Source organism: Streptomyces sp. NPDC048196 (assembly GCF_040652715.1).
Lineage (GTDB): Bacteria > Actinomycetota > Actinomycetes > Streptomycetales > Streptomycetaceae > Streptomyces > Streptomyces siderophoricus.
Genome location: NZ_JBEZMM010000029.1, coordinates 50,109 through 71,205, shown reverse-complemented (window position 1 = coordinate 71,205; position 21,097 = coordinate 50,109). Strand labels below are relative to the sequence as shown.

The following is a 21,097-nucleotide window of genomic DNA, read 5'->3' as shown; positions in this document are numbered from 1 at the left end:
TGATGTCGGTCTCAGTGACGGTGTGGTGGGGGGCGGATCCGGGGCCGGGGCGCGGCGCCTACCGGCCGTCCGGCGGTGCGTACCGGATGCGGTGGCAGAGCGCCGGGAGGTCGCCGGAGGCGAGCCGGGGCAGCACCTGCGGCAGCTCCTCGAAGGCGGACTCTCCGGTGATCAGCGCGTCGAAGGCGGGATCGGCGAGGAGTTCGAGGGCGAGCGCCATCCGGTCCGCGTAGCCGCGGCGGGCCCGCCGGGCCGGGGAGACGGTGCCGACCTGGCTGCTGCGCACGACCAGCCGGCGGGAGTGGAACGCCTCGCCCAGCGGCAGGCTGACCCGCCGGTCGCCGTACCAGCTCAGCTCCAGGACGGTGCCTTCCGGTGCGAGCAGTTCGAGGGCGCGGGCCAGTCCTTCCTCGGTGGCGCTGGCGTGCACGACGAGGTCGCAGTCGCCCCGGGCGTCGGCGGGCAGCGCGAAGTCCACACCGAGCGCCCGGGCGGTGGCGGCGCGGCCGGGATCGGCGTCGACCAACTGCACCCGCACCGCCGGGTAACGGGCGAGGAGGGCGGCCACACTGCATCCGACCATGCCGCCGCCGATCACCGCGATCCGGTCGCCGATCAGCGGCCCGGCGTCCCACAGGGCGTTGACCGCGGTCTCGACGGTGCCGGCGAGGACGGCGCGGGCGGCGGGCACGCTGTCCGGTACGGGCGTGACGGCGTGGGCCGGGACGACGTAGTGCGTCTGGTGCGGGTACAGGCAGAAGACCGTGCGGCCGCGCAGCGCGGGCGGTCCCTCCTCGACGACGCCGACGTTGAGGTAGCCGTATTTGACCGGAGCCGGGAAGTCGCCCTCCTGGTAGGGCGCGCGCATCGCCGTGTGCTGGCTCTCGGGCACCTGGCCGCGGAAGACCAGGGTCTCGGTGCCGCGGCTCACAGCGGACCAGAGGGTGCGCACCAGCACCTCGTCGGGCCCGGGCCCGGACAGCTCCGCCGGCCGGATCCCGCCCCGTCCTGGGGCGTTTGTCCAAAAGGCACAAGCGGCGCGCGGCAACGGGATCCTCCTGGACGCTACGGCGAGGAGTCCTCGATGCTGGGGATCAAGGACGCCGTCACCCTACGCGGCGCCCCTCGACTGCGCCACAGGTCAAGGGAGGCACGGTGGCCGTACAAGAGCACTTCGACACAAGAGCCTTGGGGCCGGACACCACGGCGGGCATGGGCGTGCAGCTGCTGGTGCTGGAGGCGCTGTGCCGGGTGGTCGGACTGGGCACCGCGGGATGGCTGACGGGTTCCGCGTTCGCGGTGGTGACCTGGGCGGTGCTCACGCTGGCGCTGCGCCGGTCGTGGACCGGTCCGTTCGGGCCGGCGAACCGCGTCACGCTGGCCCGGACGATCCTGGTGGGCGGGGTGACCGCGCTGGTCGCGGACTCCTTCGACCGGCGGGCCCCGGTCGCGGTGCTGACCGCGCTGGCCACGGTGGCGCTGATCCTGGACGCCGTGGACGGGCAGGTGGCCCGGCGCACCGGCACGGCGACGCGGCTGGGGGCGCGCTTCGACATGGAGGTCGACGCGTTCCTGATCCTGGTGCTGTGCGTGTACGTCGCGATGCCGCTGGGCGTCTGGGTGCTGGCGATCGGTCTGATGCGGTACGCGTTCGTCGCGGCGTCCTGGGTCTGGCCGTGGTTGCGCGGTGCGCTGCCGCCCAGCATGGCCCGGAAGACGGTGGCGGCGCTGCAGGGCGTCGTGCTGGTGGTGGCCGGTGCCGGGATCGTGCCGCGGGCGGTGGCCGGCGCCGCGGTGGCCGGGGCGCTGGCGCTGCTGGTGTGGTCGTTCGGACGGGACGTCAGGTGGCTGTGGCGGGTCCGGCCGGGGGCCCGGGCGGACGCCGCTACGTGCCCGCGTGCCGTCCCAGGTAGACGACCAGTGCGAGGAAGAGCAGCAGCAGGTTCGTGACGAGGACGGCGAGCAGGATCCGGCGCAACAGGCCTGCGCGCGGCGGCCGGTGGGTGACCAGCACGGCGCCGGGCAGCCGGGCCAGCTGGAGGCCCGGGCGGAGCGCGGTGGTGGGCGGGCGCAGGGCGCCGCAGCGCGGGGAGGCGTGGTGACGGGTGGTCGGCTCGGGGCAGCCGCGGCCGTGTCCGCGGGGTCGGTGCAACGGCCCCCGGGCCGGCGGGCGTCCGCGGCAGGGCCGGGCGGCACCCGGGCCGGGGGGCGCCGGTATGCAGGTGCGGGAGCGGACCGCCCGCCAGGGCGGCGGTCCCTTACGCCGTGCTGCGCCGGACATCCGCGCTCACCCGGTCCCGGTGGGGTGTGACCGGGCGCCGCTCATGTCCGCGCCCCTGCCCGGCCCGCACCGCGGGTCTGGTGTGCCCGTACCGACTCGGCGAAACCGCCCACGCATGGTCCTCCGCGTTCAGGCCGCACGGCCGTCGCGTCATCTGTTGAATTGCGGATTTCTGCAACTGTAGACGACGGGGGTGCCCGACCTGAATGGGTGGGCCGGACAAAGCGGTGCACGCCCGGCCCGCGGTCCCGGTGGACAGGCCCGTGGCCTCCGCAGACACTGGCGCGCATGACCTCACTGATACGGCACATCACCGTCGACTGCACCGATGCCCACCGTCTGGCGACCTTCTGGGCCGAGGTGCTGGGCGGTTCGCTGGCCGAGGACGACGTCCCGGGGGACCCGGAGGCCACGGTCACCGCGGCGGCGGGTGCGCTGCTGTTCCTCACGGTGCCCGAGGCCAAGGCCGGGAAGAACCGGCTGCATCTGGATCTGCAGCCGCAGGACCGCGGCCGCGACGAGGAGGTCGAGCGGCTGCTGGCGCTCGGCGCGACCCTGGTCGCCGACCACCGCCGGCCCGACGGGACGGGGTGGGCGACGATGGCCGACATCGAGGGCAACGAGTTCTGCGTGGAGCGCAGCGCGGCGGAGCGCGCGGGCTGAGCCGCGGAGCAACTCCCCTTCCCGCGTGGGGGCGTGCGGATTCACGGCCTCACGCGGCGGCCCGGCCCAGGTAGGTCCGCAGGTGGCGGGCCGTCAGGGTGTCCGCGGTGGCGACGAGGTCGGCGGGGGTGCCTTCGAAGACGATGCGGCCGCCGTCGTGGCCGGCGCCGGGGCCGAGGTCGACGAGCCAGTCGGCGTGGGCCATGACGGCCTGGTGGTGTTCGATGACGATGACGGTGTTGCCGTCGTCGACCAGCCGGTCGAGCAGGCCCAGCAGCCGGTCCACGTCGGCCGGGTGCAGTCCGCTGGTGGGCTCGTCGAGGATGTAGACGGCGCCCTTCTCGGCCATGTGGAGGGCGAGTTTGAGGCGCTGCCGTTCGCCGCCGGAGAGGGTGGTGAGCGGCTGGCCGAGGCCGAGGTAGGGCAGGCCCACGTCGGCGAGCCGGTCGAGGACGGTGCGGGCCTGGCCGGTGGGGAAGAACTCCCGGGCCTCGGCGACCGACATCGCGAGCACCTCGCTGATGTTCTTGCCGCGCAGCGTGTAGGTGAGCACCTCGGGCGTGAACCGCCGGCCCTCGCACTCCTCGCAGACGGAGGCCACGCCGGCCATCATCGCCAGGTCGGTGTAGACCAGTCCGATGCCCTTGCAGGTGGGGCAGGCGCCTTCGGAGTTGGCGCTGAACAGTCCGGGACCGACGCCGTTGGCCCGGGCGAAGGCGGTGCGCACCGGGCCGAGCAGTCCGGTGTAGGTGGCCGGGTTGGAGCGCCGGGAGCCGCGGATCGGGGACTGGTCGGCGGTGATGACGCCGTCCCGGCCGCTCAGTGAGCCGTGGACGAGTGAGCTCTTGCCCGAGCCGGCCACGCCGGTGACGACGGTGAGCACGCCGAGCGGCAGGTCGACGCCGACGTCCTTGAGGTTGTGGGTGGTCGCGCCGGTGATGGCGAGGTGGCCGGTGGGCCGCCGGACCTGCTCGCGCAGCCCGGCGCGGTGGTCGAGATGGCGGCCGGTGAGGGTGCCGGAGGCCCGCAGACCGCGGACGTCGCCGGTGTAGCAGAGCCGTCCGCCGGCCGGTCCGGCGCCGGGGCCGAGGTCGACGACGTGGTCGGCGACGGCGATGGTCTCGGGTTTGTGCTCGACGACGAGGACGGTGTTGCCCTTGTCGCGCAGCCGCAGCAGCAGGTCGTTCATCCGCTGGATGTCGTGCGGGTGCAGGCCGACGGTGGGCTCGTCGAAGACGTAGGTGACGTCGGTCAGGCTGGAGCCGAGGTGGCGGACCATCTTCACCCGCTGGGCCTCGCCGCCGGAGAGGGTGCCGGATTCCCGGTCCAGGCTCAGATAGCCGAGGCCGATCTCGACGAGGGATTCCAGGGTGTGGCGGAGGGTGGCGACCAGCGGGGCCACCGACGGGTCGTCGATGCCGCGGACGAATTCCACCAGGTCGCTGATCTGGAGGGCGGAGCATTCGGCGATGTTGCGGCCGGCGATGCGGGAGGCGAGGGCCGCGGGATTGAGGCGGGCGCCGCCGCAGGCTCCGCAGGCGGCGAAGGTCACCGCACGGTCGACGAAGGCCCGGATGTGCGGTTGCAGGGAATCCCGGTCCTTGGCGAGATAGGTCCGCCGGACCCGGGTCAGCAGTCCTTCATAGGTGATGTTCGAGGTGCCGCGCTTGATTTTGGTGGCGGGCTTGTGCAGGAAGTCGTCCCACTGCTCGGGGGTGAAATCCGCGAGCTTCACGTCGGGGTCGAAGAATCCGGAGTGCGCGAGGGTCTGCCAGTACCACGAGCCCACGGTGAATCCGGGGGCGCTGATCGCGCCCTCGTTGAGGGAGCGTGAGGTGTCCACGAGCTGGTCGAGGTCGATGGTGGAGACCCGGCCGAGCCCCTCGCACCCGGGGCACATGCCCTCGGCGCTGTTGAAGCTGAAGGCGGTGGAGGTCCCGGCGTGCGGGGTGCCCAGGCGGCTGTAGATGATCCGCAGCATGGTGTGGGCGTCGGTGGCGGTGCCGACCGTGGAGCGCGCGTTGGCGCCCATGCGTTCCTGGTCGACGACGATCGCCGCGCTCAGATTGCGCAGCGCGTCCACGTCGGGCCGGCTGCGCGCCGGCATGAAGGACTGCACGAAGGCCGTGTAGGTCTCGTTGATCAGCCGCTGGGACTCGGCCGCGACGGTGCCGAAGACCAGGGAGGACTTCCCGGATCCGGAGACTCCGGTGAAGACCGTGAGGCGGCGCTTGGGTATGTCCAGGGAGATGTCGGCGAGATTGTTCTCCCGGGCGCCGCGCACCTCGATCACATCATGGCCGTCCGCGGCGTACGCGGTCTCCTTTTCCGGCTTTCCGACCTGCTCGGCCCCCATGTCAGCCGCCACCCCTCCTGATATCCTTACACCGTAAAGAGTTCGCCGGGCGACGTTACTTTATGGCGTAAGGAGACGGCAAGTGGTGGTATTCGCCGGACAGGGCGATCCCCGTCGGTCGATGGCTCTGCTGTGGCGCGACGAGCGCCCCGGCGGGGCGCGTACGCGGCAGTGGCCGGGCCCCAAACCGGCCCTGAGCGTCGAGGTGATCGTCCGGGCGGGGATCGCGGTCGCCGACGCGGAGGGCATGGCGGCCCTGTCCATGCGCGCGGTCGGCGAGCGGCTGGGCCGCACCGCCATGGCGCTGTACACCTACGTGCCGGGCAAGAGCGAGCTGGTGGACCTGATGTACGACCAGGTGCTGGCCGAGCTCCCGCACGACTACGACCGGGCGGCGGGCTGGCGGGCCGCGGTGACGTCCTGGGCCGAGGACACCTGGGAGTTCTACCTGCGCCACCCCTGGGTGCTCCAGGTCTCCCAGGCCCGCCCGGTGCTCGGCCCCCACGAGTACCGCGCCCTGGAGACGCTGCTGGCACTGCTGTACGCCACCGGCCTGGACTCCGCGGTGCTGCGGCCGGTGGTCGGGACGCTGGTGCACGTCGTGCGCGGGGCCGCGCGGACCGTCGCCGAGTCCCGGGTGGCCGCGGCCTCGACCGGGGTGTCCGACGAGGACTGGTGGCTGGCACGGTCCGGGATGCTGGACGAGGTGGTGCCCGACTTCACCGCGCGCTTCCCGCTGCTGGTCCGGCTGGAGACCGAGGGCGCGACCCCGGCCACGGACGACGCGGTGCCGTATCTGGAACGCGAGGCGCGGGCGACCTTCGAGGGCGGGCTCGCGGTCGTCCTGGACGGGATCGAGGCGGCGATCCGGCGCGCCCGCTGAGCCGGGACCGGCCGCACCGCCCGCGCCGCCGAGGGCCGTTGGGGTGATGAAGGGGGCGTCCGGCCCCCTGCCGGGTGTCGTCGGCCGGGCCCCGCGCGTTGGTCTGCCATGACCGTCTTCCGCGTCCGACCGTGGTTCCTGCCGACCAGCCTCACGGCGTTCCTGACCGAGGTGTGGCCGGACGGGCCGGCTGACCCCCCGTCGGACGCCGGCCCCGGGGACCGTTCGGCCGCGGCGTCCGATACCCGGTCAGGTGAGTGCCGGCCGGTCGATCCGCCGACCGGCGAAGGAAGTTGCGGCGAGCCCCCGGAGAACCCCCCTGACCGGCCCTGATGCGCCGCCGGACGGGCGGCACGGCAGCGGACTTGACGGCGTGTCGGACACCGGCGGGCGCACCTTCGGCCGTCCTCGGGCCACCACAAATGGCGAGCGTGGTTGATCGCCCATAGCTTCGCCTCATGGCGCTACAACAGATGACACTCCTGGGCTGCGTCGCCGCGGTGATGGCCGGCGGACTGGGTGCGGCCCCTCCCTCCGATGCCCCGGGACGGCATGTGGTCCGCCCGGGCGAGTCGATCCAGCAGGCGGTGGACGCGGCCCGGCCGGGTGACACCGTCGTCCTCAGACCCGGGATCTACCGCGAGAGCGTGCTGATCACCACGTCGCGGCTGCGCCTCGTCGGGGCCGGCAAGAAGACGGTGATCCGCCCCTCGGCGAAGCGGGCGGCGAACCGCTGCGGCGAAGAGGGCAACGGCATCTGCGTGCTCGGCTCGCGGCACCATCCGCTCCGGGACGTCAGCATCCACGCGTTGACCGTCACCGGCTTCAAGCAGAACGGCATCTGGGCCTCCGGCACCGACCGGATGACCGTGCACGGGGTGACGTCCCGGAAGAACGGGGTCTGGGGCATCGCGCAGGAGAAGTCCACCCGCGGCGTGATCCGCGACAACTTCGTCACCGACAACGGCGACTCCGGCATCTTCCTGGCGAACACCGTCAAGGAGGAGGGCGGCGCGACCGACACCCGCGGCGCGTCGATCACCGAGAACCGGATGTCCCGCAACCGGATCGGTGTCACCATCCGCCGCGTCAGGAACCTGACGGTCGGCCACAACACCGTCACCGGGAACTGCGCCGGGGTCTTCATCGTCGGCGACGAGTCCCGCCCCCGGGCCGGCGCGCTGACCGTACGGGACAACGACGTCTCCCGGAACAACAGGCACTGCGCCGCCACCAAGCGGCTGCCGTTCCTCCAGGGTTCGGGCATCGTGCTCACCGGCACCGAGCGGGCGCTGGTGCGGCACAACCTGGTCCGCGACAACCGCGGCAAGTCACCGCTCTCCGGGGGCGTGGTGCTCTTCCACAGCTTCGTGGGCGCGCTCAACGAGCACAACACCGTCGTCGACAACATCGTGCTGCGCAACAAGCCGGTCGACCTGGCCGACCGGGACCCCAAGGGCCGGGGCAACCGGTTCGTCCGCAACGTCTGCCGGACCTCGAAGCCGGCCGGGCTGTGCTGACGGCCCACCTGGCGCACCCGGTGCCACGGGTGCACTCACCTACCACGGGAGAATAGAGGCTCCAATGACCACCGTAAGTCCCTCGCCCCAGTCGGCCATGCGGCTGCGGGAGCTCGTCTTCGGAGCCGCGTGCGCGGCGGCGGTACGGGCGGCGGCGCGGCTCGGCGTCGCCGACGCGCTCGGCGACCGGCCGGCCTCCGCCGAGGAGCTCGCCGCCGAGGTGAAGGCCGAACCGCGGCCGCTGGAAAGGCTGTTGCGCGCACTGTCCTGCTACGGGATCTTCGCCGAGACCGACGACGGGAAGTACGTCCACACCGACATGTCCCGGATGCTGCGCGAGGACACCCCGAACAGCCTGCGCTACATCTCCCTGTGGTGCACCGAGCCGTGGACCTGGGAGGCGTGGCCGCGGCTCGACGAGGCGGTGCGCTCCGGTCGCGACGTCTTCGACGACCTGTACGGCAAGAGCTTCTTCGAGTACCTGCACCAGGACGCCACCGAGTCCGCCCAGGTCTTCGACCGGGCCATGACCACCTCCAGCAAGCAGTCGGCCGAGGACGTCGCCCGGCTGCTGGACCTGTCGAAGGCGCAGTCGGTGGCGGACATCGGCGGCGGGCAGGGCCACGTCCTCGCCAGCCTGCTGGAGAAGCACCCCTCGCTGGAGGGCACCCTGCTCGACCTGCCCACGGTCGTGGCGCACCCGGACCCCCGGCTGCGCGCGGGCGGTCCGCTCGCGCCGCGGGTGAAGGTGGTGCCCGGCGACTGCCGGGAGGACATCCCGGTCCGGGCCGACGTCTACATCATCAAGAACATCCTGGAGTGGGACGACGACTCCACCCGCCGGACGCTGCACAACGTCAAGGCGGCGGCCCGGCCCGGCGCCCGGGTGGTGGTCATCGAGAACCTCGTCGACGACAGCCCGTCGATGAAGTTCACCACCGCCATGGACCTGCTGCTCCTGCTGAACGTGGGCGGCGCCAAGCACACCAAGGACAGCATGATCCGCCGGCTCTCCGACGCCGGGCTGGAGGTGCACGACGTCCTCGTCGTCAATCCGTACCTGCACGCCTTCGAGTGCACCGTCCCGGCGTGAGTGCCCGGCCGCAGTGAACCGCCCGGGAACGGCCGGCCGCCCGGCGGGGAGAGTTCTCCCCGCCGGGCGGCCGTGCCGGTTCCCGGGCTGCGGCCGGAGTCCGGGGGATCGCCCCGGCCCGGCCTGCGCGTCAGCGGCTGCCGTCGCGCTCCCAGCGGTAGAACTGCTGGGCCATCGCGTCCTTGGGGCTCCGCCAGGTCTCGGGGTCGTAGGCGCTGACGAAGGCGGACAGCTTGTCGCTCACCGCACGGAACTCGGGGTGCTCGGTGACCTTGGCGATCTCCGGGCCGGGCGGCCGGTCGGATTCGATGAGGTGCAGGTACACCTCACCGAACTGGAACAGGGTCCGCCGCGAGACGCCGACCAGGTGCGGCAGTTCCGTACGGTCGGACGCGCGGAAGACCTCCGCGATGTCCGGTGCCGAACCGGGTTTCATGCGGGCGACGATCAGAGCGTGATGCATCGGGAAGATCCCTTCGTTGCCGCCCGAGGGCGGTCCGGACGCGGCCCGGCGGGCCGTCAGCTGACGGCGGCGGACCGCAGCTCGCGGTCCCGCTGCTCGATCTTGTCCCGGATGAGCTCCATCTGGATCCGGGAGTTGCGGTTGATGAGCTCGGTCATGCCCTTGTCGTCGACCGGGGCGTCCGGCTTCATCGCGAAGTCCTGGGTCCAGTGCATCGAGGTGCCGCCCGGGATCTCGGAGTACTTCCAGTGGATGTCCATGTGCGCGAACGGGCCGGTCTCCACCCGGCGGGCACGGACGGTGCGGTGCGCGCGGTCGACGACCCGCTCGGAGACCCAGCTCCAGACGGTGCCGTTGTCGTCCGGGTGCATCGTCAGCCGGAAGGTGGTCTTGTCGCCCTCGCGGGACAGCACCTCGACCGCGGCGTACTCGCTGAACAGCTGCGGCCAGTTCTCGATGTCGTTGGTGATGTCCCAGACGAGGTCGAGGGGCGCGGCGATGGTGATGTCGTTCTCGGTGTGGCCGGGCATGTCAGGCTCCTGTCGTAGGCACTTTGTCGGCTTCCAGGGGGGCTTTGCCAGGGGTGTTGACGAGGGCGAGGAAGTCGCGCGGCGTCTTGCAGCGCTCCGCGTCGGTCGGCATCGGCCGGCCGCGCCGGTTCTCCAGTTCGCCCACGATGCCCAGAAGGCCCAGCGAGTCGAGGCCGAACTCGGCGAAGGTCGAGTCGGCCCGGTTGGCCAGGTCCTTCGGGTCGACGGTCAGGCCGGCGGCGGACTTCATCAGCGCTGCCAGCTCAGCGAGGGTCAGTTGAGCAGTCATGTGCGGTTCTCCTTCTCACGAGGGGGACGGCGAGCCCTGCCGCAGCACCATCGCCGCGTTCGAGCCCATCAGTCCCCGGCTCAGCACCAGCGCCGTCCGCAGTTCGGCGGGGCGGGCCCGGCCGGTCACGACGTCAAGGTCGTGGCACACGTCGACGACGTTGGGGGTGGGCGGCACCACACCGTGTTCCATGGCGAGCACCGCGGCCGCGATGTCCAGGACGGGGGCACCGCAGTACGCCCGCCCGGTACCGGTCTTGGGCGCGGTCACCGGGACCTGGGTGGCCTGCCGGCCCAGGGCGTCCGCGAGGGCCAGCGCCTCGGCCCGGTCGGCCGAGGGGACGCCCAGGGCGTCCGCGAACACCACGTCGATCTCGTCCGGGGCGCACCGCGCGTCCTCCAGCGCGCCGCGGATGGCGTGGGCGAGTCCGGCCCGGGACTCCTCCCACCGGGAGGCGCCGGTGAAGGTCGCGGCGTGTCCGGACAGTTCGGCCCGGACGGGTGCGCCACGGCCCTCGGCCGCCGTCGCCTCCTCGACGACCAGCATCGCGCCGCCTTCGGCGGGCACGAATCCGCAGGCGCCGTCGGTGAACGGGCGGTAGGCGCGGACCGGGTCGTCGAGCGTGCTCAGATCGTCGTAGCCGAGCTGGCAGACGACCGAGTAGGGGGCCAGCGGTGCCTCGGCGGCGCCCACGACGACCGCGTCGGTGCCGCGCCGCACGGTGCGGCAGGCGTGCGCCAGGGCGTCCAGGCCGCCCGCCTCGTCGCTGGCCACGACTCCGCAGGGGCCCTTGAAGCCGCCGCGGATGGAGATCTGTCCGGTGCTGGCGGCGTAGAACCAGGCGATCGACTGGTAGGGGCCGACGTACTTGGAGCCCTGGCCCCACAGCCGTTGCAGCTCGCGCTGGCCGAACTCACCGCCGCCGGACCCGGCGGCGGTGACGACGCCGACCGCGAACGGCGAGCCGGCGTAGTCGGCGCGGCCGAGGCGGGCGTCGTCCAGCGCGAGATTGGCCGCCGCCATGGCGAAGTGGGTGAACCGGTCGGTCTGGACGAGGTAGCGCTCCTCGATCAGGTCCGCCGGGTCGAAGCCGCGCACCTCACCGGCGACCTTGAGCGGGAGGTGTTCGCAGCCCTCCCGGGTCACCCGGTCGAGGACGCTGATGCCCTCCTTGGTCGCCTTCCAGAAGGCGTCGGTGCTCACCCCGTTGGGGGCGATGACGCCCATGCCGGTGACGACGGAGCGTCGTTCCTTCGCGGAGCTCATGCCGACCTCCCGCCCTGTCGGGTCAGTACCACCGCTGACTGGAATCCGCCGAAGCCGCTGCCGACCGAGAGCACCGAACGCAGCGGCAGCTCCCGCGCCGTCCGGGGCACGTAGTCGAGGTCGCACTCCGGGTCCGGAGTCTCGTAGTTGGCCGTCGGCGGCACGACCTGGTGGGTCAGTGCCAGCACACAGGCGACGATCTCGATGGCGCCGATCGCACCCAGCGAGTGGCCCACCATGGATTTGATGGAGCTCATCGGCACCTTGTGGGCGTGCGCGCCCAGCGACCGCTTGACCGCTGCGGTCTCGTGCCGGTCGTTCTGCTGGGTGCCCGAACCGTGTGCGTTGACGTAGTCGACCTGGGTGGCGTCGATCCTGGCGTGGTCGAGCGCGCGGTTGATCGCCTCGGCCATCTCCAGGCCCTCCTGGGTCAGCCCGGTCATGTGGTACGCGTTGCCGAAGGTGGCGTAGCCGCGGATCTCGCAGTGCACGGTCGCACCGCGGGCCCGGGCGTGCTCCAGCTCCTCCAGGACGAGCACGGCGCCGCCCTCGCCCATGACGAATCCGTCGCGGTGGGCGTCGAACGGCCGGGAGGCGTGGGCGGGGTCGTCGTTGTTGGCGGAGGTCGCCTTGATCGCGTCGAAGCAGGCCACGGTGATCGGGGAGATCGGCGAGTCCGAGGCACCGGCGACGCAGACGTCGACCTTGCCCTCCTCGATGGAGTGGAAGGCGTAGCCGATGGCGTCGAGGCCGGAGGTGCAGCCCGTGGAGACGGTCTGCACCGGGCCGTGCGCGCCGACCTGTTCGGCCACCGCGGAGGCCAGCGAACTGGGCGAGAAGGCCCGCTCCAGGTAGCGGCCGGCCGGCCGGTGGTCGACGTCCCAGCGCGTGCCGCGGTCGCTGACGGCGACGTAGTCGTGTTCGAGGCGGGTGGTGCCGCCGACCGCGGTGCCCAGGGAGACCCCGATGCGCCACGGGTCCTCCTGTTCGGGGTCCAGGCCGGCGTCGCGCAGCGCCTCGTCCGCGGCGACCATGGCGAATTGGACGTACCGGTCCGAGCGGGCGACCTGCTCCGCGCTCAGGCCGTGCGCCGCGGGGTCGAAGTCGCATTCGGCGGCGATGCGCGAGCGGAATCCCTCCGGGTCGAAGAGGGTGATGCCACGGGTCGCCGTACGGCCGGCGGACAGCAGGTCCCAGAAGGCGGGCACTCCCACCCCGCCGGGCGCGACGATCCCGACTCCGGTGACCGCCACGCGGCGCGTCATGACACCGGCTCCGTGCGTTCGGGCGGGGCGGCGGGGCTGCGCTCCTCGGTGCCCTCGGTGTCGACGTGGCCCAGCTCGGGGCGGGGCGCCAGCGGGCCGAGGTGGAAGACCATCCGGGCCTCGACGTCCCCGACGTTGCGGAACCGGTGCCGCATGTAGGGCGGGATCAGCAGCCCCTGGTCCGGGCGCAGCGGATGGGGCTCCCCGTCGAGGTCCACTTCGAGGGCGCCCTGGACGACGTACACGAACTCCTCGGAGTACGGGTGGTAGTGCTCGCCGATGCGCTCGCCGGGCTGTACGAGGGCCATGCCCATGAAGCCGCTCGTGGCGCCCACCGCGCTGGGCGTCAGCATGGCGCGCAGATCACCTCCGCGCCGGCGGTTGGGCTGGGTCTCGCTGAGGTCCACGATGCGTGGGCGGTGCGTGGTCATGGCTGATTCCTCCAGGGGCGTGAAGCCGGCGGTGGGTTGGGATGGGACCTGCTCCGGGCGGGCGGTGTCAGGCGCCCGCGGACCGGCGGTCGGTGATCAGGGCCATGTCGCAGCGCGCGAGGAAGCGTGCGAGCTCGCGGTCGTTGGACAGACCGCCGGCCACTTCGGTGTCGAGCAGACGGCGCAGTACGGCCGTCTTGCGCGAGCCGCGGATGCCCAGCGAGAGCAGCGGGTCCTGGTCGAGCGGGATCCGCATGTCGACGAGCCGGACGACGACGTCGTCGCGCTGGAAGACGGTGCTGCCGGCGACGGGGCAGTCCGGGTCGTCGGCGGCCAGCTCGTCCTGGCGGGCCAGCATCCTGGCCAGCGCCATGCCGCAGCCTTCCTTGGCCGGGTAGAACAGCGCATGGCGCCGTACGTCCTCGGGCCGCGCGCTGCCGGAGGCGACATGGTGCACGGCGGGCAGGGCGGCGCGGGTGAAGAACACCCGGGCGGAGTTCGGGTCGCTGAGGTCGCGGTCCTGCTCCAGGTAGGGGTTGATGGCCTCCTCGACGGCCCGGACCTCGGGCTGCTGGGAGACGTGGCGGAGCGCCGCCACCAGGTCGCCCTGTACCTCGACCGCGCGGACCACGCGGTTGCCGTGCATGAACAGGGAGGTGCGGCGCAGCCGGGTGGTGTCGTCGACCCGGGCCTCCGGCGAGTCGTAGCCGGCCAGGATCTCGGCGACCTTGTCCTCGCTGCCGGGCTTCACGGTGAAGGTCAGCGCGTGCCGCACCACACCGTCGCCGACGCGGGGGTTGGCCTGGAGCCGGCCCTTGGGGGGCTCGGGGGCCCGGGCGGCGATGTTGGAGGTCTCGCGCAGGACGCTGAAGCGCAGCGAGCGGGTGTCGCGGACGCAGGCGTGCAGCGGCTGGACCATCTTGACGTGCTCCTCGCTGTTGACCCAGGCGAGGAAGGGGGGCGCGCTCTCCCATTCGCTGGTGATCAGCCACTGCGAGGGGTTCTCGATGGACTGGCACAGCTGGTCGGTGAGGTGCCCGGGGACGGACGCGACCTGGTTGCGCAGGTGCTCGTAGGCTTCCAGGAACTGCTGCTGGGCTCCGTCATGGAGGTCCAGGAGCAGTACGACCCTGAGCCGTGAGCCGTCGAAGGCTGACTGGGATATTCGTTCCGACAGCGTTGTCATCGTCTACGCATCTCCTTCGGTGCCCGATGGCCCCTGTGGTGCGTCGTCAGTTCCGGTGCGATCCGGGTGACTGAGCGGGATGGTGGGCTGCCCGCCCCGGGTGTCCGGGGGGCGTCCCGGATTCGATCGTGGCCGGGACGTACGGGCGGCGCGAGATCTGTGAGCCATGCAGGTGAACCGTGATCGAACAGGTCCACGGCCGGGCATTCGTGCTCCATCTGCCCCCAATGCGCCTTGGAGCTGGAGCACGCCATGAATCCCACCCCCCGAGAACGGGTCCCGGTACTGGTCGTGGGCGGGTCCCTGGTGGGCCTGTCCGCCTCGCTGTTCCTGGGACGGCTGGGCGTACGGCACCTGTTGGTCGAGAAGCACGCCGCCACGTCCCATCACCCGCGCGGGCGCGGCAACAACGTCCGCACCATGGAGCTGTTCCGGGTGGCCGGCGCCGAGCGGCCGATCCGGGAGGCGGCCTCGACGCTGGCCGGCAACCACGGGATCCTGCAGGCCCCTTCACTGACCGGCGACGAACAGGAGTGGCTGTTCAAGGAGATCGACCCGGGCGGCGGGCTGGCCCGGATCAGCCCGGCCGGCTGGTGTCTGTGCAGCCAGAACGACCTCGAACCGGTCCTGGTGCGGTGTGCCCGCGAGCACGGCGGCGACCTGCGTTTCTCCACCGAGCTGGTCTCGTTCGCACAGGACGCGGACGGGGTGACCGCGGAGCTCAGGAGCCGGGAGACCGGCGAGCGGTACACCGTGCGCGCGGACTACCTCATCGCGGCCGACGGTCCCCGCAGCCCGGTGCGCGAGCGGCTGGGCATCGGACAGACCGGTCCGGGCGACCTGTTCCACAACGTGAGCATCACCTTCCGGGCCCCGGAGCTGGCGGAGGTGGTGGGCGACCGCCGCTTCATCGCCTGCTACCTGACCAACCCGGAGGCCGACGGCGCCCTGCTGCCGGTGGACAACGAGCGGGACTGGGTCTTCCACGCGCCCTGGCACCCCGACCAGGGCGAGACCCTGGAGGACTTCACCGACGAGCGGTGCATCGACCACATCCGGCGGGCGACCGGCGCGCTGGACATGGCGGTGGAGATCACCGGCAAGGCGCCGTGGCACGCCGCCGAGCGGGTCGCCGAGCGGTACGGCGAGGGCCGGGTCTTCCTCGCAGGCGACTCGGCCCACGAGATGTCGCCCACCGGCGCGTTCGGGTCGAACACCGGCATCCAGGACGCCCACAACCTGGCCTGGAAGATCGCCGCCGTCCTGGACGGCGCGGCGGGCCCGGAGCTGCTGTCGACGTACGAGGCGGAGCGGCTGCCGGTGGCTCGGGAGACCAGCGCCCGCGCCTCGGCCCGCTCCGCGGAGCACAGCCACCCCGGGTACGCACCGGCGCCCGGGGCCGGCGGCGGCCGGCAGCGCGGGGTGCTCACCGTCGCGCTCGGCTACTGCTACCCGCGCGGCGCGGTCGTCGGCGCCGATCCCGAACTCCCGGTGGTTCCGGACCAGTTGCGGATGACCGGTGAGCCGGGCACCCGCGCCCCGCACATGTGGCTGTCCGGCCCCGAGGGCCGCCGCTCCACCCTCGACCTGTACGAGACGGCGTTCACCCTGCTGTCCGGCTCCGACGGCGACATGTGGCGCACCGCGGCCAAGGGCGCCGTCCAGCGCTTCGGGGTGCGGCTGAACTGCTACCTGATCGGCACCGAGCCGGACGACGACCTGGCCCCGGAGGAGGGCGCCGACTGGGCCGAGAAGCACGGCACGACGCCCGAGGGCGCGGTGCTGGTGCGGCCGGACGGCTATGTGGCGTGGCGCGCGGAGGGCCGGGTGGCCGATCCTGAGGCGGCGCTCGCGGAGGTTTTGGAAGCGCTGCTGTGCCGGTCCTGAACCGGGCAGATCCACCGGATACGCCCCTGGTGTTGCGGCCGGTGGTGCTGAGGTGAGCGAAGGGGCCGGCGGGACGCCCGCCGGCCCCTTCACGCCGGGAACGTATCTTCTGCCCGTCACCACCGCAGGGGCATCTGCGGGCCGCCCCGGCCGCGTCCCGCAACCCGGGCGCCGATTTCCGGTTGAGTCCGGGCATGGATGTCAAGAAGCCCGCCTCGCACCCTTTTCAGCGGATCTCGCTGACGCACCGTCCGCCCTCGCTGCCGCCGCCGCCCGCCCCTCAGGCGCGTCGGCCGCCCGAGGAGGACACCCCCATCTTCGACCAGCTCCTCAAGGAGTGGCGGGCCGGCACCCTGCGCCCTACGGTTTCCTGGCCGACCGACGATCCGGGGAAGATCAGGGCGGGCGGCGCCGTTGGGAGTGACGAGGGCCGTCCCCGTCCGCGTACCCGTGAAGAGGAGCATGACCGTGAGCCTGTACGACATCCCGCTGCGCACCCTGACCGGTGAGCCCGCCTCGCTCGCCGACCACCGCGGCAAGGCGCTGCTGGTGGTCAATGTGGCGTCCAAGTGCGGGCTGACCCCGCAGTACGAAGGTCTGGAGCGGCTGCAGCAGCGCTATGCGGACCGGGGCTTCACCGTGCTGGGCTTCCCCAGCAACCAGTTCGCGGGCCAGGAGCCCGGCACCGCCGAGGAGATCGCCACGTTCTGCTCGACGACGTACGGCGTCAGCTTCCCGCTCTTCGAGAAGGGCGACGTCAACGGCGCCGCCCGGCAGCCGCTGTACGCCGAGCTCACGGCCGTCGCGGACGCCGAAGGGGCCGCCGGCGACGTGCAGTGGAACTTCGAGAAGTTCCTGATCGACGCCGAGGGCGGGGTCGCGGGCCGCTTCCGGCCGCGTACCGAGCCGGAGGCTCCCGAGCTGGTCGCCGCGATCGAGGCGGCCCTGCCGGCCTGAGCCCCGGGCGGGCGTCACGCCACGGCGATGTCCGCGCCCTCGGCCGCCCCGGCGCCGTCGCCGGCGGGGCCGGGGGCGTCGTCTGGCACGAGCTCGAAGTGGCCGGTCAGTCCGGTCATCCGCAGCAGCCGTCCGACGCTGCTGCCGTCGGTGACCCCGGCCAGCCGCAGCCGGCCGCCCCGCTGCCTGGTGCGGTAGCGGGCGCGGCTGAGCAGCGAGAGTCCGGCGCAGTCGATGAAGGCCACCGCGCGCAGGTCGAGCACGAGATCGGCGCCCTGCGCGCCGGTGAGGTCGTCCAGCCGGCCGGAGAGCACCGACACGGCGAGGATGTCGAGCTCACCGTGGAGCTCGTAGACGGTCGCGCCGTCGGCGGCGCGACCGGGGCCCGCAATTCTCGGGTAGTACTGACGTTCGTCCATCGGCCCGGCCCACTTTCGTGCCGCGGTACCGGAAACGGCCGGGCGCCACGGCGGAGACGTACAAGAGAGGTGGGGGGCGCCCGGCGCGATCCGGGCGGGGTCGGCCCGTTTCCGGGGCGTCGTTGCGCTTGAGTTGTCTACGGCTTACCCGCCGTCCCGCCACCTCAACTCCCCGGCGTACGCCGCCTCACGAGGTTGTCTCAAAGTCGCCCCTCGGCGCACGGCGGACGGTATCCACACCCCGCACGCCGTCACCTGCCGACGGCCCCGTCGGCCTGCTCCCGCAGGATGTCGGCGTGCCCGGCATGCCGCGCGGTCTCCTCGATCATGTGCACCAGCACCCAGCGCAGCGACCGGACCGCCCCGGCCTTCCCCGCCGGGCGGACGCAGGGGCGGCCCAGGTCGTCGCAGCGCCCGGCGATCTCGTTGGACCGTCGGACGGCCGCGCGGTAGCCGGCCAGAACGTCCTGGGCACGCTCCTCGGCGCAGACCGTCATCCCGAGGTCCGGCGGCGCGTCCCCGGCGCCCTCGAAGGCCCAGACGAACCAGTAGTGCTCCGCGGCGGTCAGATGCTTGACCAGCCCCAGCAGGCTGGTCCCGGACGGCACCCCGGGAGCGCGCGCCGCCTGTCCCGCGAGGCCCTCCACCTTGGCGGTCACGGCCTCGCGGACGTAGTCGAGGAAGGCGAGCAGGGTGGTCCTCTCATCGGCGTCGGTGCCCGGCGGGCCGGTGTCGGGGCGCGGCTGAGTCGTCGTCACCGGGACACCCCACCACGGCCCGGGCCGGGCCGCCCGGCATTTTTCTCCGCACCACCGCTCCCCCTGGGGCCTGGCGGGTGATCCTTTGGGAATCAGTTGACCTCAATATTGGTTGAGGTCCTAGGTTCCTTTCATGTCGCCGGTCACCCACGGCGATCCCGTGACGACCCGGCACACAGGAGGCCACCATGGACATGGAAGTCACCGCCTGGCACTCGCTGCACAGCACGATGACCGCGCAGCAGGGCCGGCACCGCTTCTCCCGCGGCACACTGCGCCGCATCGCGGCGTTCGCCCGCCCGCACCGGCGGCGTCTGGTCTGGTTCCTGGTGCTGAGCACGGTGACCGCGATGCTCGCGGTGGCCACCCCGCTGCTCGCCGGCCGGGTGGTGGACGCGATCGTCGGCGGTGACTCGTCCGCCCTGGTGGTCGGCCTGTCCGGGCTGATCGCCGTGATCGCGGTCGCCGAGGCGGGCCTCGGACTGCTGACCCGCTGGCTGTCGGCGAGCATCGGCGAGGGGCTGATCCTGGACCTGCGGACCACCGTCTACGACCACGTCCAGCGGATGCCGATCGCCTTCTTCACCCGCACCCGGACCGGGGCCCTGGTCAGCCGGCTCAACAACGACGTGATCGGCGCCCAGCGGGCGTTCAGCGACACCCTCTCCGGAGTGGTCAGCAACATCGTCACGCTGCTGCTCACCCTCGGCGTGATGCTCAGCCTCTCCTGGCAGATCACCCTGATCGCCCTGGTGCTGCTGCCGGTGTTCGTGCTGCCCGCCCGCCGGGTCGGCCGCCGGCTGGCGGCCCTGCGTCGGGAGGGCGCCGACCACAACGCGGCGATGGGCACGCAGATGACCGAACGGTTCTCCGCACCGGGTGCCACCCTCGTCAAGCTGATGGGCCGCCCGGCCCGCGAGTCCGCCGAGTTCGCCGTCCGCGCCCGCCGGGTCCGGGACATCGGCGTCCGCTCGGCCATGGTCCAGACGTACTTCGTGACCGCGCTGACCCTGGTCTCCGCCCTGGCGCTGGCCGTCGTCTACGGCCTGGGCGGCTTCCTGGCGCTGCGCGGGCAGCTGGAGGCCGGTGCGATCGTCTCGCTCGCCCTGCTGCTCACCCGCCTCTACGCCCCGCTGACCGCGCTCTCCGGCGCCCACATCGAGGTGATGAGCGCCCTGGTCAGCTTCGAGCGGGTCTTCGAGGTGCTCGACCTGAAGCCGCTGATCGCCGAGAAGCCGGACGCCCGCGAGGTCCCCGACGGGCCGGTCTCGGTGGAGTTCGACTCCGTACGCTTCGGCTACCCGTCCGCCGACAAGGTCTCGCTGGCCTCCCTGGAGGAGGTCGCCACCCTCGACACCCGTGGCGGCGAAGAGGTGCTGCACGGCATCTCCTTCCGCGCCGAACCCGGCCAGATGGTCGCCCTGGTCGGCTCCTCCGGCGCCGGCAAGTCGACCGTCGCCCAGCTGCTGCCGCGGCTGTACGACGCGGACTCCGGCGCGGTCCGGCTGTCCGGCGTGGACGTCCGCGACCTGACCGCCGCCTCGCTGCGCGGAACCCTCGGCATGGTTACCCAGGACGGCCACCTCTTCCACGACTCGATCCGCGAGAACCTGCTGCTCGCCAAGCCGGAGGCGACCGAGGACGAGCTGTGGGACGCGCTGCGCCGGGCCCGCCTGGAGGAGCTGATCGCCGGCCTCCCCGACGCCCTGGACACCGTCGTCGGCGAGCGCGGCTACCGCCTCTCCGGCGGCGAACGGCAGCGGCTGACCATCGCCCGGCTGCTGCTCGCCCACCCCCGGGTGGTGATCCTCGACGAGGCCACCGCCCACCTGGACAACACCTCCGAGGCGGCGGTCCAGGAGGCGCTCGGCGAGGCCCTGGAGGGACGTACCGCGCTGGTCATCGCCCACCGGCTGTCGACCGTACGCGCCGCCGACCTGATCCTGGTCGTCGAGGGCGGCCGGATCGTCGAACGCGGAACCCACGAGACACTGCTGGCGGCCGACGGGCGGTACGCCGAGCTGTACCGGACGCAGTTCACCGAGGCGGCCACGTCGCCCGCGGCGTCGCCGTCGGCCCCGGACGCCGGGGCCGCACCGGCCGGTTCCGGCGACGACCTCCTGGCGGATCCGGCGCTGGTGAACTGAACGCGGCATACCGAAGGCCCCCACCTCTTGGCGGGGGCCTTCCGCATACCGAAAACTGAGGAGATGACGCAGCGCGCGGAACACTCCACCGTCATGGACCGGCTCGCCCTGGACGACCTGGTCACCGGCTACGCGGTCGCCGTGGACGACGGCGACTGGCCCGGCTACCTGGCCCTTTTCGCCCCGGACGCGCGGGTCGACTACCGCTCGGCGGGCGGCATCGAGGGCAGCGCCGAGGACGTCGCCGCCTGGCTGGCCGAGATGCTCCGGCTCTTCGAGATCCGTCAGCACCTGATCGTCAACCGCCGGATCACGCTGGCCTCGCAGGACGGCGCACCGGGCGACACCGCCGGCATCCGGGCCGACTACCTCAATCCGATGCGGCTGGCAGGCCCGGCGACCGACGACGACGGCGGCCCCACCGCCCCCAACTACACCTGTGCCGGCCGCTACGACTTCACCGCCCGCCGCACCCCGGACGGCTGGCGGCTGACCGAGGTCGTCGTACAGGAGAAATGGCGGGAGGTGCGACAGGCGGACGACTGACCCCGGGCGGTCCGCGACCGGGCGCGCCTCGGCCGTCCCGGCGAGCGTCCGGCTCCCCCGGGCGAGGCCCCCTTTCCTTGATCGCACCGTCCGCGCACACTGAGCGTCCGGCCGGTCCCGCGCGCCCGGCCGGACGGACGGACCGGCACCCGGCAGA

21 protein-coding genes are annotated in these 21,097 nt (G+C 72.6%); 9 read left to right on the top strand and 12 right to left on the bottom strand.

Translation table 11 applies throughout. The features are described 5' to 3' along the window. Positions 1-58 precede the first annotated feature (58 nt). Positions 59-1,048: a zinc-binding alcohol dehydrogenase gene (locus AB0E02_RS25430; RefSeq protein ID WP_362142874.1), complete on the bottom strand. Its 990-nt coding sequence runs from the start codon at positions 1,046-1,048 to the stop codon at positions 59-61. 107 nt (positions 1,049-1,155) lie between these two features. Between AB0E02_RS25430 and AB0E02_RS25425 the strand changes: the two genes are divergently transcribed. Further along, a complete protein-coding gene (locus tag AB0E02_RS25425; RefSeq protein WP_362142872.1) occupies positions 1,156-1,950 on the top strand; it encodes a CDP-alcohol phosphatidyltransferase family protein in 795 nt (264 codons plus the stop codon). Here the strand turns inward: AB0E02_RS25425 and AB0E02_RS25420 are convergent. Then, positions 1,886-2,152, bottom strand: coding sequence for a hypothetical protein (locus AB0E02_RS25420; protein ID WP_362142871.1), 267 nt, complete (start codon positions 2,150-2,152; stop codon positions 1,886-1,888). The genes AB0E02_RS25425 and AB0E02_RS25420 overlap by 65 nt on opposite strands. A 417-nt stretch (positions 2,153-2,569) precedes the next feature. Here AB0E02_RS25420 and AB0E02_RS25415 point away from each other — a divergent pair, with 417 nt between their 5' ends. Next, positions 2,570-2,944, top strand: coding sequence for a VOC family protein (locus AB0E02_RS25415; protein WP_362142869.1), 375 nt, complete (start codon positions 2,570-2,572; stop codon positions 2,942-2,944). A gap of 49 nt (positions 2,945-2,993) precedes the next feature. Here the strand turns inward: AB0E02_RS25415 and AB0E02_RS25410 are convergent, their stop codons facing one another. Continuing rightward, positions 2,994-5,300 carry an excinuclease ABC subunit UvrA gene (locus AB0E02_RS25410; RefSeq protein ID WP_362142933.1) on the bottom strand — a complete coding sequence of 769 codons (2,307 nt, stop codon included), beginning with the start codon at positions 5,298-5,300 and terminating at the stop codon, positions 2,994-2,996. An 82-nt stretch (positions 5,301-5,382) separates the two neighbouring features. Between AB0E02_RS25410 and AB0E02_RS25405 the strand changes: the two genes are divergently transcribed. The 3 genes from AB0E02_RS25405 (at position 5,383) to AB0E02_RS25395 (ending at position 8,796) form a co-directional block, all read left to right on the top strand. Further along, positions 5,383-6,183 carry a TetR/AcrR family transcriptional regulator C-terminal domain-containing protein gene (locus AB0E02_RS25405; protein ID WP_362142867.1) on the top strand — a complete coding sequence of 267 codons (801 nt, stop codon included), beginning with the start codon at positions 5,383-5,385 and terminating at the stop codon, positions 6,181-6,183. 458 nt (positions 6,184-6,641) lie between these two features. Further along, positions 6,642-7,703, top strand: a complete 1,062-nt coding sequence (locus tag AB0E02_RS25400; protein ID WP_362142865.1) for a right-handed parallel beta-helix repeat-containing protein — start codon at positions 6,642-6,644, stop codon at positions 7,701-7,703. A gap of 64 nt (positions 7,704-7,767) precedes the next feature. After that, positions 7,768-8,796, top strand: coding sequence for a methyltransferase (locus tag AB0E02_RS25395; RefSeq protein WP_362142863.1), 1,029 nt, complete (start codon positions 7,768-7,770; stop codon positions 8,794-8,796). 130 nt (positions 8,797-8,926) lie between these two features. Here AB0E02_RS25395 and AB0E02_RS25390 read toward each other — a convergent pair whose 3' ends face one another. The 7 genes from AB0E02_RS25390 to AB0E02_RS25360 form a co-directional block, all read right to left on the bottom strand. Continuing rightward, the gene (locus tag AB0E02_RS25390; RefSeq protein WP_362142861.1) at positions 8,927-9,259 is read right to left on the bottom strand and encodes a TcmI family type II polyketide cyclase; all 333 of its coding nucleotides are present in this window, start codon (positions 9,257-9,259) and stop codon (positions 8,927-8,929) included. 56 nt (positions 9,260-9,315) lie between these two features. Further along, positions 9,316-9,789, bottom strand: a complete 474-nt coding sequence (locus AB0E02_RS25385) for an SRPBCC family protein (protein ID WP_362142860.1) — start codon at positions 9,787-9,789, stop codon at positions 9,316-9,318. A 1-nt stretch (position 9,790) separates the two neighbouring features. Next, the gene (locus AB0E02_RS25380; protein ID WP_362142859.1) at positions 9,791-10,078 is read right to left on the bottom strand and encodes an acyl carrier protein; all 288 of its coding nucleotides are present in this window, start codon (positions 10,076-10,078) and stop codon (positions 9,791-9,793) included. A gap of 15 nt (positions 10,079-10,093) precedes the next feature. Next, positions 10,094-11,344, bottom strand: coding sequence for a ketosynthase chain-length factor (locus AB0E02_RS25375; protein WP_362142857.1), 1,251 nt, complete (start codon positions 11,342-11,344; stop codon positions 10,094-10,096). Beyond that, complete coding sequence (locus AB0E02_RS25370; RefSeq protein ID WP_362142856.1) at positions 11,341-12,609, bottom strand: beta-ketoacyl-[acyl-carrier-protein] synthase family protein; 1,269 nt, start codon at positions 12,607-12,609, stop codon at positions 11,341-11,343. Before AB0E02_RS25370 ends, AB0E02_RS25375 begins: the two co-directional genes overlap by 4 nt. Further along, a complete protein-coding gene (locus AB0E02_RS25365; protein WP_362142854.1) occupies positions 12,606-13,040 on the bottom strand; it encodes a cupin domain-containing protein in 435 nt (144 codons plus the stop codon). Before AB0E02_RS25365 ends, AB0E02_RS25370 begins: the two co-directional genes overlap by 4 nt. 67 nt (positions 13,041-13,107) lie before the next feature. After that, positions 13,108-14,226, bottom strand: coding sequence for a TcmI family type II polyketide cyclase (locus AB0E02_RS25360; RefSeq protein WP_362142852.1), 1,119 nt, complete (start codon positions 14,224-14,226; stop codon positions 13,108-13,110). A gap of 252 nt (positions 14,227-14,478) precedes the next feature. Between AB0E02_RS25360 and AB0E02_RS25355 the strand changes: the two genes are divergently transcribed. Both AB0E02_RS25355 and AB0E02_RS25350 read left to right on the top strand, forming a co-directional pair. After that, positions 14,479-16,113 carry an FAD-dependent monooxygenase gene (locus tag AB0E02_RS25355; protein WP_362142850.1) on the top strand — a complete coding sequence of 545 codons (1,635 nt, stop codon included), beginning with the start codon at positions 14,479-14,481 and terminating at the stop codon, positions 16,111-16,113. A gap of 468 nt (positions 16,114-16,581) precedes the next feature. Continuing rightward, positions 16,582-17,070 (top strand): glutathione peroxidase, encoded by a 489-nt coding sequence (locus AB0E02_RS25350; RefSeq protein ID WP_362142931.1) that lies wholly within the window; start codon positions 16,582-16,584, stop codon positions 17,068-17,070. Positions 17,071-17,084: 14 nt separating this feature from the next. On the opposite strand, the gene AB0E02_RS25345 is transcribed toward AB0E02_RS25350, so the two are convergent. Together AB0E02_RS25345 and AB0E02_RS25340 are read right to left on the bottom strand one after the other, a co-directional pair. Beyond that, positions 17,085-17,489, bottom strand: a complete 405-nt coding sequence (locus AB0E02_RS25345) for an STAS domain-containing protein (protein ID WP_362142848.1) — start codon at positions 17,487-17,489, stop codon at positions 17,085-17,087. Positions 17,490-17,740: 251 nt separating this feature from the next. After that, positions 17,741-18,247: a DinB family protein gene (locus AB0E02_RS25340; protein WP_362142846.1), complete on the bottom strand. Its 507-nt coding sequence runs from the start codon at positions 18,245-18,247 to the stop codon at positions 17,741-17,743. Positions 18,248-18,435: 188 nt separating this feature from the next. Here AB0E02_RS25340 and AB0E02_RS25335 point away from each other — a divergent pair, with 188 nt between their 5' ends. Both AB0E02_RS25335 and AB0E02_RS25330 read left to right on the top strand, forming a co-directional pair. Continuing rightward, positions 18,436-20,394, top strand: a complete 1,959-nt coding sequence (locus tag AB0E02_RS25335; RefSeq protein ID WP_362142844.1) for an ABC transporter ATP-binding protein — start codon at positions 18,436-18,438, stop codon at positions 20,392-20,394. Positions 20,395-20,457: 63 nt separating this feature from the next. After that, positions 20,458-20,940 (top strand): nuclear transport factor 2 family protein, encoded by a 483-nt coding sequence (locus tag AB0E02_RS25330; RefSeq protein WP_362142842.1) that lies wholly within the window; start codon positions 20,458-20,460, stop codon positions 20,938-20,940. Positions 20,941-21,097: the final 157 nt, after the last annotated feature.

Excerpts from the sequence above, each read along its gene's own strand:
- AB0E02_RS25415 (WP_362142869.1), top strand. The coding sequence starts at position 2,570 with ATGACCTCACTGATACGGCACATCACCGTCGACTGCACCGATGCCCAC.
- AB0E02_RS25410 (WP_362142933.1), bottom strand. The coding sequence starts at position 5,300 with ATGGGGGCCGAGCAGGTCGGAAAGCCGGAAAAGGAGACCGCGTACGCC.
- AB0E02_RS25400 (WP_362142865.1), top strand. The coding sequence starts at position 6,642 with ATGGCGCTACAACAGATGACACTCCTGGGCTGCGTCGCCGCGGTGATG.
- AB0E02_RS25395 (WP_362142863.1), top strand. The coding sequence starts at position 7,768 with ATGACCACCGTAAGTCCCTCGCCCCAGTCGGCCATGCGGCTGCGGGAG.
- AB0E02_RS25390 (WP_362142861.1), bottom strand. The coding sequence starts at position 9,259 with ATGCATCACGCTCTGATCGTCGCCCGCATGAAACCCGGTTCGGCACCG.
- AB0E02_RS25385 (WP_362142860.1), bottom strand. The coding sequence starts at position 9,789 with ATGCCCGGCCACACCGAGAACGACATCACCATCGCCGCGCCCCTCGAC.
- AB0E02_RS25380 (WP_362142859.1), bottom strand. The coding sequence starts at position 10,078 with ATGACTGCTCAACTGACCCTCGCTGAGCTGGCAGCGCTGATGAAGTCC.
- AB0E02_RS25375 (WP_362142857.1), bottom strand. The coding sequence starts at position 11,344 with ATGAGCTCCGCGAAGGAACGACGCTCCGTCGTCACCGGCATGGGCGTC.
- AB0E02_RS25370 (WP_362142856.1), bottom strand. The coding sequence starts at position 12,609 with ATGACGCGCCGCGTGGCGGTCACCGGAGTCGGGATCGTCGCGCCCGGC.
- AB0E02_RS25365 (WP_362142854.1), bottom strand. The coding sequence starts at position 13,040 with ATGACCACGCACCGCCCACGCATCGTGGACCTCAGCGAGACCCAGCCC.
- AB0E02_RS25360 (WP_362142852.1), bottom strand. The coding sequence starts at position 14,226 with ATGACAACGCTGTCGGAACGAATATCCCAGTCAGCCTTCGACGGCTCA.
- AB0E02_RS25355 (WP_362142850.1), top strand. The coding sequence starts at position 14,479 with ATGAATCCCACCCCCCGAGAACGGGTCCCGGTACTGGTCGTGGGCGGG.
- AB0E02_RS25345 (WP_362142848.1), bottom strand. The coding sequence starts at position 17,489 with ATGGACGAACGTCAGTACTACCCGAGAATTGCGGGCCCCGGTCGCGCC.
- AB0E02_RS25335 (WP_362142844.1), top strand. The coding sequence starts at position 18,436 with ATGGACATGGAAGTCACCGCCTGGCACTCGCTGCACAGCACGATGACC.
- AB0E02_RS25330 (WP_362142842.1), top strand. The coding sequence starts at position 20,458 with ATGACGCAGCGCGCGGAACACTCCACCGTCATGGACCGGCTCGCCCTG.